This is a genomic window from Vibrio sp. 10N.286.49.C3 (genome assembly GCF_041469545.1).
GTDB lineage: Bacteria > Pseudomonadota > Gammaproteobacteria > Enterobacterales > Vibrionaceae > Vibrio > Vibrio tasmaniensis_A.
This window is the reverse complement of sequence record NZ_JBFRKT010000046.1, coordinates 67,108-77,011: the sequence shown is the minus strand read 5'-3', so window position 1 is coordinate 77,011 and position 9,904 is coordinate 67,108. Positions and strand designations below refer to the sequence as shown.

Sequence of the window (9,904 nt, the reverse complement as noted above, 5' to 3'; positions counted from 1 at the left end):
CTTTAACTGATCGGCATTAAGCCACTGGCTCGGTTTTTTATTTGGCTTTCAGAAACATGAGTTACTCGAATTCATTTCCCCAATTATCAAGTTCTCTAGTCCCACAGACCTTACATTCAACGTAACGATCCATGTTGTAGTAATGACCACCATTGATAATTGAATTAGCAAACAGCTTTATTCTTCCTAACAAAGTTTTGTCGGTATCATAGCTGCTTGTTTGGCGAACAAGAACTTCACTATGTGGCGTTTCTTTATTGCACGTTTTACAAAAATGAGTCGCTGGGAATCCAGACATAACCTTTTCCTTTGGTTGAGAAAACTAGGTTAGAAACAGCCGTAGAATTAGGTCAGACTCATTTAGATATCATTGCATAATAGCTATTACATTCGCTAGATTTATAAATTCATTTTGTCGAGGTATGTCGCTTAATTGATTTAGTGAGGAAATGTTACCTACTCCTGCACTCAGTACTTGTTTAGGTATTTAGCAATAGAGTTAACTGTGCACAAAGTCATTTGTAACGAACCGCTTACATTGCGGAGTTTGAGCGCATTTCGTTATTAATATTCTTGAAAGATATAACGAAGTAAGAGAATGTTGGCGCGTTGTTTTCATATGAAAGGTCTAGCATGACAAACAAAGTAATCTTGGTGGTCGATGATAGTCAGGACATTCTTGATGCTCTTAGTGAATATCTGGAACGTTCAAGCTTTACGGTTATCACAGCTCTTGAAGGCAATGAGATGTGGAAGAAGCTTGAAACTGTCACTCCAGATCTCATTATTTTAGACATCATGCTACCTGGAGATGATGGTTTGACCTTGTGCCAGAAACTACGTCTTCAATCTCAAGTTCCCATTATTATGCTCACCGCAGTAACCGACGATGCTGATCGAATAGCAGGATTAGAAATTGGAGCTGATGACTATATTACTAAGTCATTTAACCCACGTGAGCTATTAGCCAGAATCAAAGCTTTATTGAGGCGTTCCACGTTTAGCCATAGCCAAGGTGAACGGACTCTGAAATTCATGGATTGGACGTTTGACACTCTTAAACGACAACTGAAACATGAAGATGGAGAGGTGGTATCTCTTTCTAGTGCTGACTATAACTTGCTTACGCTCATGTTGGATTCCCCCAACCAATTATTAAGCCGAAATGATATTGCTCAAGCTCTTTGGGGGAGGGATGCGGAACCACTAGAAAGAGGCATTGATGTACAAATTAGCCGGTTAAGGAAGCAATTAAGAGACGATGACCGTAACACGATTATGACGGTAAGGCATCGCGGCTATATGTTAGTGATCGATTCACATATCAATCGTATTAAATTTTGAAAAAAAACATACACCAGTCAATGGTTGCGCGTATCACCCTGTCTACGTTCATGGTTATTCTCATGGCTGAAATACTGGCAGGTGCGGTATGGTTTACGGCAACATCAGCATCAAAAAAAGAGTCAGCTAGCCACGCCATGACAGCTATATCATCAGCTGCAGCAGATACTATTAATTACTTCTCTGGCTTACCCATTAATTACCGTCACTTGGTGTTGGAACAGCTACGAAATATAGGAGGAACAAGGTTTTTCATATCCATAAATAACCATAAACTTCCTATCACTTCTTTATCTGATTACTCATTGGTTCCTCAGATGGAAGTACAAGCGTCTGAACTTTTGAATCAGCAACTTAGAGATTCACGCAAAGTACATGTCACTTTAACTAAGCGAGAAGATTTACGGGTGTTTAACTCTGGTATCAAGCTTTATGAACTTCCGGCGTTGTGGAAAGACTACAGTTTGGTATTAGGTAAATTGGATTTGCCTATTGCTGTGATTCAGGTGGAGTTTTCAGAGAATGAATGGCTCTATTTAGCCACTGTTCTACCGCTGTCTTTTGATAGTTTGACCGATAGTTTTATTGATAGCAGACAAGTCATATTTCTTCTTATTGTTACCTTCATGCTGATGGGGGTTTCTTATGTTGTCTTACAGAAGGAAATTCGTCCTTTTCGTTCTTTGGCTCGCTCCGCTACCCTTATGGGCTCGCAAATGCAGATTGAAGAAATCAAGGAAGAAGGCAGTTCAGAAACTAGAGCGGCTATTCATGCTTTCAATAAAATGAACCGTCGAATCAAATCGTATTTGAGGGATAGAGATATGTTTTTTAATGCGATATCCCATGATATTAAAACACCATTAGCCTGTTTAAAGTTACGAACTGAAATGATGGATGATGAGCAAACAAAGTTAAGGTTTGAAAAGCTATTGAGCGAAGTCGATATGATGTTGAACGGGGCTTTGCAATATATGCGAGATAATGACATCCACGAAGAGTTAGAGTGGATTGATATTAACGATATCCTTGACCAATGCGCTGCCGTTCATAACAAAAATGGAGTATGCGTAAGCCTGATAGATCTGCCAAGGATTGAGCTTTATGGCAAGCCACTAGCAATCAAACGTTGTTTATTCAACTTGGTTGATAATGGCGTTAAATATGGAAATACGGTCGACATCAGTATGTTTTCTCACTCTGATTCTATTCAAATCGTACTGCGTGATGCAGGAAAAGGAATCAAAGAAGATATGTTAGAAAAAGTCTTTGAACCTTACTTTAGAGACAATGACACAGGCATTGAAGGTTCAGGTTTGGGACTAGCAATTGCTCGTAGTATCACAAGGGCACACGGTGGGGACGTTCAGTTATCTAATTCACCAGAAGGTGGGCTTGAGGTGGACATTATTTTGGTGAATGCTCTATGAAAAAATGGTTACTGTTAAGTCTTTTGTTATCGACGAACCCCGCGTTTTCTTCCCCCTCTGTTGAAATGCTGCATTGGTGGACGGCTGCTGGAGAAGAAAAAGCGTGGTCGGTCATCGAGAAGCAATTTGAATCTCTGCCTTATACATTAAAAAGTGAACCAATCAGTGGCGGTGGTGGTGCACCTGCCAAAGCGATTCTTCAAGCCAGAGCGATTGCCGGGTATTCCCCTGATATTGCTCTTATGGAAGGTCCGGCTATTCAGTCATGGGCGGCGTTAGGTTTTTTAAATGATGTCAATGAAGTCGCAGAATCGCAGAGGTGGGATCAGTCGCTGTATCCTGATATTAAAGCCATTCACCAATATGACGGGAATTTTGTCGCCATACCTTTGAATATCCATCGATTAAATTGGATGTGGATAAATAAAAAGGTACTAAATCAGCATCAACTTTCATCACCTCAGACGTGGGACTCGTTACTGTTAGCATTAACTACGCTGAAAAGTAAGGGGGTTAATCCTTTGGCTTTGGGAGAAGACTCTTGGCAAATTGTGCAAGTTTTTGAAAATATTGCATTCGGAGTAGGTGGAGCAAATTATTATCGACAGGCATTTGTGGATTTAGACCCTGACGCATTAAATAGCGATAAAACACTTGAGGCGCTTAAGCGCTTTCGCTCTCTGGCTAATATTGTCGGTAGTGATTTACCGAGTATTAGTTGGGATCAGGGGACCAAATCTTTGCTTGAAGGGGAGTTTGCCTTTCAATTTACAGGTGATTGGGCTCTGGGAGAGATGTTTATTAGTGCAGAAGGTGAAATTCCAGATTACATAGAATGTCGAGCGTTCCCTTCTACGGAAAAAGGTTTTATCTACAATGTTGATAGCTTGGCATTTTTTACAAAAGTAACGGGTGAAGATCATAATATGGTATCGGTATTGACCTCGTTATCTTCTCCCCAATTTCTTTTAGACTTCAGTAAAAAGAAAGGTTCAATACCTGCTCAAGCAAATATACCTGTGAATGAATTATCACGATGCCAACAGCAATCTTATCAAGATTACATTCATGCGAGTTCTGAAGGTACAGCTATGCCAAGTTTGACCGATTCAATGGCTGTTAACCCTGTTCTTCAGAATGCGGTATCCAACGAGTTATATCGCTACTTTATGGACTCTTCCATTTCAGCGGAAACACTTATTGGACACCTACATGCTATTAATAATGAGGTGTTTCGTTAGCTTCTTGTTCTTCTTTTGACTTTAAATGTCTAGCTAGAAATTACTATGTACCTTCGACATTTTCCAGCCTAGGTCTATTGTAAAAATCGGGTTACAAACTACTTGCTATTTGTAACCTTGAGATTCAATTAGCTTGATAAAGTTCGTTGGTATTCTAACGATATTAAAGGACTTTATTATGCTAGATAGTTTTAAAAGCGGCTTATCTAAGCTTTCCTTAATTGGTAAAGCATTGATGTTGCCCATATCTATATTACCCGCAGCGGGGTTATTACTTGCCTTCGGTGCTAAGCTCGACATCCCCCTAATGATGCGTGCTGGTGGCGTTATATTTGATAACTTAGCCTTACTGTTTGCGGTAGGAGCCGCGGTTGGTTTGACTAAGGAGTCAGGGATTGCCGCTTTAGCCGCGATTGTCGCCATGGTCGTGATGAATGCGACAATGGGGGTGGCGCTCGGCATTACACCTGAGATGGCGATGGGAGGTGGCCGTTATGCAATGGTGATGGGTATTCCTTCATTGCAAACAGGTGTCTTTGGCGGACTCATTGCAGGTATCCTCGCAGCCGTTATGTATCAACGTTTCTATGATACTAAGCTGCCTGATTTCCTTGGTTTCTTTGCCGGTAAACGCTTTGTACCGATTGTGACTGCGTTTTCTGCATTCCTAATTGGTTTAGTTTTACCCCATATTTGGTCATATATTCAATCAGGTATTGATGCGCTATCGCATATGGCGAATGGCGGAAACATGTACGTATCAACTTTCATCTACGGATTTATGGAGCGCGCTTTAATTCCAGTTGGTCTCCATCATATTTTTTATAGCCCTTATTGGTTTTCTTTCGGTGAGTACACAACTGCCGCGGGGACCATTGTAAATGGCGATCATACCATTTGGTTTAAAATGCTTGAAGATGGAGTAAAAACGTTCTCAACCAGTGAATACCAAGAAGCAGGAAAATTCCTATCGGGTAATTTTGCTATCTACATGTTTGCTTTCCCTGCTGCATGTTTAGCTATGTATCATGAAGCGAATGATAAAAATAAAAAAATTGCAGCAGGTATTTTAGGCTCTGCTGCTCTTACTTCGTTTGTTACAGGTATAACAGAACCCGTTGAATTTGCTTTTATCTTTGTCGCACCTTTACTTTATGTTTTTTCTGCAATCATGGCAGGGGTGTCGTACGCGGTGACTTATGCGTTGGATGTTCATATTGGTAAAACCTTCTCAGCCGGCATTATTGATTTCGTGTCTTTTGGTGTTCTTCCCGCGATGGATGGGTTCAAAACTAACTGGATCAATGTGATTCTTTGGGGGCTAACCATGGCCGCTATTTATTACACGGTTTTCCGTTTTGCTATTCGAAAGTTCAATTTGAAAACAGTAGGACGTGAGGATACTCAAAGTAAGGCGATCACTTTGGACAATGAAGATTTAGCTAGTGAAATCACAATCTTGATTGGTGGTGCCGCTAACATTACTTCGATAGGAGCATGTATTACGAGATTGCGTTTACAGATTAAAGATCAGGCTCTTGTGAATGAACAAGGAATCAAAGACCTAGGTGCTATGGGGGTCATAAAAGTAGGTTCAAGTGGCCTGCAAATTATTTTGGGCTCAAGAGCTCAATTTGTGGCTGATCTTATGAGTGAAAGAACTGGTGAGTCACCAAGTGCACTATCAACTAACCCAAGTTAAAAGCACGGGCTACTTCCGATAAAGCTGATGGCAACAAGCTTGTTGTCTCTTATACATAAATAGTAACGCTATCAACGTTATGGTTGGTGGCGTCTATTTATATTTAAAGTTTTGAAGTTATGACAGCTTTAGTATTCAACTAATGCGCTTTGAGTAGGATTCAGTTATCATCTGTTGCACGAAATTTTGGTTAGATGTACGGAACTATGCTAAAAGTCGCGATAAATGGATTTGGACGAATAGGGCGCAATGTATTGCGCGCTGTCTATGAAAGTGGCAAAAGCCAACAAATCAAAGTAGTAGCGGTCAATGAGCTTGCTCAACCTGACGCTATGGCTCACCTATTGCAGTATGACACCAGTCACGGCCGCTTCGGCAAGAAAATCTCAAACGATCAAGAGCACATTTATGTTCATCATGGCATTGGTGCTGAAGATAAAGGCGAGTTTGATACCATTCGTATCTTACACCTGGCTGATATTGAACTGTTGCCTTGGCGTGATCTTGAAGTCGATATTGTTCTCGATTGTACCGGTGTTTACGGTTGCCGAGATGATGGCCTAGCGCACATCGCTGCTGGAGCTAAAAAGGTACTGTTTTCACACCCTGGTGCTAACGACCTTGATAACACCATTATCTATGGTGTAAATCACGATACTATCGAAGCTGACCACCGAATCGTTTCCAATGGTTCATGCACCACTAACTGTATTGTCCCTATCATTAAAGTACTTGATGATGCCTTTGGTATTGAGTCAGGTACCATTACGACCATTCACTCTTCAATGAATGATCAGCAAGTTATTGATGCATACCATAGCGACTTGCGTCGTACTCGAGCGGCAAGCCAATCTATCATTCCTGTCGACACTAAATTGCATAAAGGTATTGAAAGAATCTTCCCGAAATTTTCTAACAAGTTCGAAGCGATATCTGTGCGTGTGCCGACGGTAAACGTCACTGCGATGGATTTAAGTGTCACAATTAATACAAATGTGAAAGTTAATGACGTAAATCAAACCATTGTTAATGCTTCCCAGTGTACATTACACAATATAGTTGACTATACTGAAGCGCCGCTCGTTTCCATCGACTTTAATCACGATCCCCATAGCGCAATCGTTGATGGTTCACAAACTCGAGTGAGCAATGGCACCTTAGTGAAAATGCTGGTGTGGTGTGACAATGAATGGGGCTTTGCGAACCGAATGCTGGATACGGTTCTTGCAATGCAAGCTTCAGAAGGCAAGAAGTAAGACCTAGAAGCAAATGTGTGGATTATTTATTTTTTAGCTTGAAATAAATACTAAGTGTCCACATATTATTAGCAGTTAAAGCATTACCAGTTGAATAATTTATAGGCTTAGCAGGGTTGCTGAGTTTCCAAAACTTTATTTTTATTTAAATTTGAGAGGACAAATCATGTCTGTGATCAAGATGACTGACCTGGAACTTGCAGGTAAACGCGTATTCATCCGTGCTGACCTAAACGTACCAGTAAAAGACGGTAAAGTAACTTCAGATGCACGTATCCTAGCATCTCTACCAACTATCAAACTTTGCCTAGAAGCTGGCGCAAAAGTTATGGTTACTTCTCACCTTGGTCGTCCTACTGAAGGCGAGTACAACGAAGAGTTCTCTCTAGCTCCTGTAGTTAACTACCTAAACGACGCACTAGACTGTGACGTTAAACTAGCGAAAGATTACGTAAATGGTCTTGAGCTAAACGCTGGTGAACTAACGGTTCTTGAAAACGTTCGCTTTAACAAAGGCGAGAAGAAGAACGAAGAAGCTCTTTCTAAGCAATACGCTGCACTATGTGACATCTTCGTAATGGATGCATTCGGTACAGCTCACCGTGCTCAAGCGTCTACACACGGTGTGGGTACTTACGCTCCTGTAGCATGTGCTGGTCCTCTTCTAGCTGCTGAGCTTGAAGCGCTTGGCAAAGCAATGGACAACCCAGCTCGCCCGCTAGTGGCTATCGTTGGTGGTTCTAAAGTTTCTACTAAACTTACCGTTCTAGAATCTCTTTCTAAAATCGCTGACCAACTTGTTGTTGGCGGTGGTATCGCGAACACGTTCATCGCTGCTGAAGGCCACAACGTAGGTAAGTCTCTATACGAAGCTGACCTAGTTGAAACGGCTCAGAAACTAATGAAAGAGTGTGCTATCCCTGTAGCGACTGACGTTGCATGTGCTAAAGCATTCGACGAAAACGCAGAAGCTGAAATCAAGCACGTTTCTGAAGTTCAAGACGACGACATGATCTTCGACCTTGGTCCAGATTCAACTGCTGCTCTAGCTGAAATCATCGGCAACGCGAAAACGATTCTTTGGAACGGCCCTGTAGGCGTCTTCGAATTCAAGAACTTCGAAGCGGGTACAGCTGGTATCTCTAAAGCAATCGCTGACTCTGAAGGTTTCTCAGTAGCAGGCGGTGGTGACACGCTAGCGGCTATCGACAAGTTCGGTATCAAAGCAGATGTTTCTTACATCTCTACTGGTGGCGGCGCTTTCCTTGAGTTTGTTGAAGGTAAAGTACTTCCTGCAGTAGCAATGCTTGAAGAGCGTGCTAAAGCGTAATTGATTTAGAAAGGCGAGATACGAATCTCGCCTTTTAACGTTTGCTGCATATCACACTTATTTGCTAGAATAGCGGAAGTTGTGAGCAAACGATTGCAAATTTTTAAACTTAAGTTTTTTATCTTAAAACGAATAGAATAAATAGGACTATTTCCATGTCTAAGATCTTCGATTTTGTAAAACCTGGTGTAATTTCTGGCGATGACGTACAGAAAGTATTTGAAGTAGCAAAAGAAAACAAATTTGCTCTTCCTGCAGTAAACGTTGTTGGTACTGACTCTATTAACGCAGTACTAGAAGCGGCTGCTAAAGTTAAGTCTCCAGTTGTTGTTCAGTTCTCTAACGGCGGCGCTGCATTCTTCGCAGGTAAAGGCGTTAAACTTGAAGGTCAAGGCGCACAAGTTCTTGGTGCTGTAGCTGGTGCAAAATACGTACACGCTGTCGCTGAGTCTTACGGTGTTCCAGTTATCCTGCATACTGACCACGCTGCTAAGAAACTTCTACCATGGATCGACGGTCTACTAGACGCTGGTGAAGAGTTCTTCGCACAAACTGGTAAGCCTCTATTCTCTTCTCACATGCTAGACCTTTCTGAAGAGTCTCTAGAAGAGAACATCGAAACATGTGCTACTTACCTAGCTCGCATGGCTAAAATGGACATGACAATCGAGATCGAACTTGGTTGTACTGGTGGTGAAGAAGACGGCGTTGATAACTCTGATATGGACGCATCTGAGCTTTACACTTCTCCAGAAGACGTAGCATACGCATACGAGAAGCTAATGGCTGTTAGCCCACGTTTCACTATCGCTGCATCTTTCGGTAACGTACACGGTGTTTACCAAGCTGGTAACGTTGTACTTACTCCAACTATCCTACGTGACTCTCAAGCATACTGTGCAGAGAAGTTCGGTATTGCACCTAACGCTCTAAACTTCGTATTCCACGGTGGTTCTGGTTCTTCTGAAGCAGAAATCCAAGAGTCTATCGGCTACGGTGTTATCAAAATGAACATCGATACTGATACACAGTGGGCAACTTGGGATGGTATCCGTCAGTACTCTGCTGATAACTTCGATTTCCTACAAGGTCAAATCGGTAACCCAACTGGCGAAGCTGCGCCAAACAAGAAGTACTACGATCCACGCGTATGGCTACGTGCTGCTCAGTCTTCAATGGTTACTCGTCTTGAGAAAGCATTCGCTGACCTTAACGCTGTAGACGTACTATAATTCTTTGAATTAAGTACTCTTTAAGTTTTAAAAACCCGCTCATTGAGCGGGTTTTTTTATGTCTGATAAAAACTTGTATTAAATATGTGAAAAACCTAGCCTACGGTGAATAAATTTCGTAGTCTTTTAGTTATCGGTATTTGCGTTTATTGGTAAGTTTTATTAATTCAAAAGCTTACATAAATATGACTTTGCAATCGGTCAAAGATAGGATATCGTGCCGAAAAACTGGACCTGGTTCAGTTTATAAAAAGGACTTGGCTTTAATTTACTTTTAACACAGTGACTTAACAGGAGTTAAACTGTTTATTATTGTAAAAGTAAGTTTGGCTTAAGACAGTTTAGCTCATAGCATATTATATAGAGGAT

At 41.4% G+C, this 9,904-nt stretch carries 8 protein-coding genes; 7 read left to right on the top strand and 1 reads right to left on the bottom strand.

Going from position 1 to position 9,904, the window contains the following annotated elements; genetic code table 11:
* Nucleotides 1-61 precede the first annotated feature (61 nt).
* A complete protein-coding gene (locus AB4180_RS17495) occupies nt 62-298 on the bottom strand; it encodes a hypothetical protein (protein ID WP_012604808.1) in 237 nt (78 codons plus the stop codon).
* A 335-nt stretch (nt 299-633) separates the two neighbouring features.
* Between AB4180_RS17495 and AB4180_RS17490 the strand changes: the two genes are divergently transcribed.
* The 7 genes from AB4180_RS17490 (at nt 634) to fbaA (ending at nt 9,535) form a co-directional block, all read left to right on the top strand.
* Nucleotides 634-1,344, top strand: coding sequence for a response regulator (locus AB4180_RS17490; RefSeq protein ID WP_029222972.1), 711 nt, complete (start codon nt 634-636; stop codon nt 1,342-1,344).
* Complete coding sequence (locus AB4180_RS17485; RefSeq protein ID WP_102249675.1) at nt 1,341-2,774, top strand: ATP-binding protein; 1,434 nt, start codon at nt 1,341-1,343, stop codon at nt 2,772-2,774. Before AB4180_RS17490 ends, AB4180_RS17485 begins: the two co-directional genes overlap by 4 nt.
* Nucleotides 2,771-4,015, top strand: a complete 1,245-nt coding sequence (locus tag AB4180_RS17480; protein ID WP_102249676.1) for an ABC transporter substrate-binding protein — start codon at nt 2,771-2,773, stop codon at nt 4,013-4,015. Before AB4180_RS17485 ends, AB4180_RS17480 begins: the two co-directional genes overlap by 4 nt.
* 178 nt (nt 4,016-4,193) lie before the next feature.
* Nucleotides 4,194-5,717 carry a PTS transporter subunit EIIC gene (locus AB4180_RS17475; RefSeq protein WP_029222971.1) on the top strand — a complete coding sequence of 508 codons (1,524 nt, stop codon included), beginning with the start codon at nt 4,194-4,196 and terminating at the stop codon, nt 5,715-5,717.
* A gap of 206 nt (nt 5,718-5,923) precedes the next feature.
* Nucleotides 5,924-6,973: an erythrose-4-phosphate dehydrogenase gene (gene epd, locus AB4180_RS17470; protein WP_029222970.1), complete on the top strand. Its 1,050-nt coding sequence runs from the start codon at nt 5,924-5,926 to the stop codon at nt 6,971-6,973.
* Nucleotides 6,974-7,139: 166 nt separating this feature from the next.
* Complete coding sequence (locus tag AB4180_RS17465; protein ID WP_009847672.1) at nt 7,140-8,303, top strand: phosphoglycerate kinase; 1,164 nt, start codon at nt 7,140-7,142, stop codon at nt 8,301-8,303.
* Nucleotides 8,304-8,458: 155 nt separating this feature from the next.
* Nucleotides 8,459-9,535 (top strand): class II fructose-bisphosphate aldolase, encoded by a 1,077-nt coding sequence (fbaA, locus tag AB4180_RS17460; protein WP_009847671.1) that lies wholly within the window; start codon nt 8,459-8,461, stop codon nt 9,533-9,535.
* Nucleotides 9,536-9,904 lie beyond the last annotated feature (369 nt).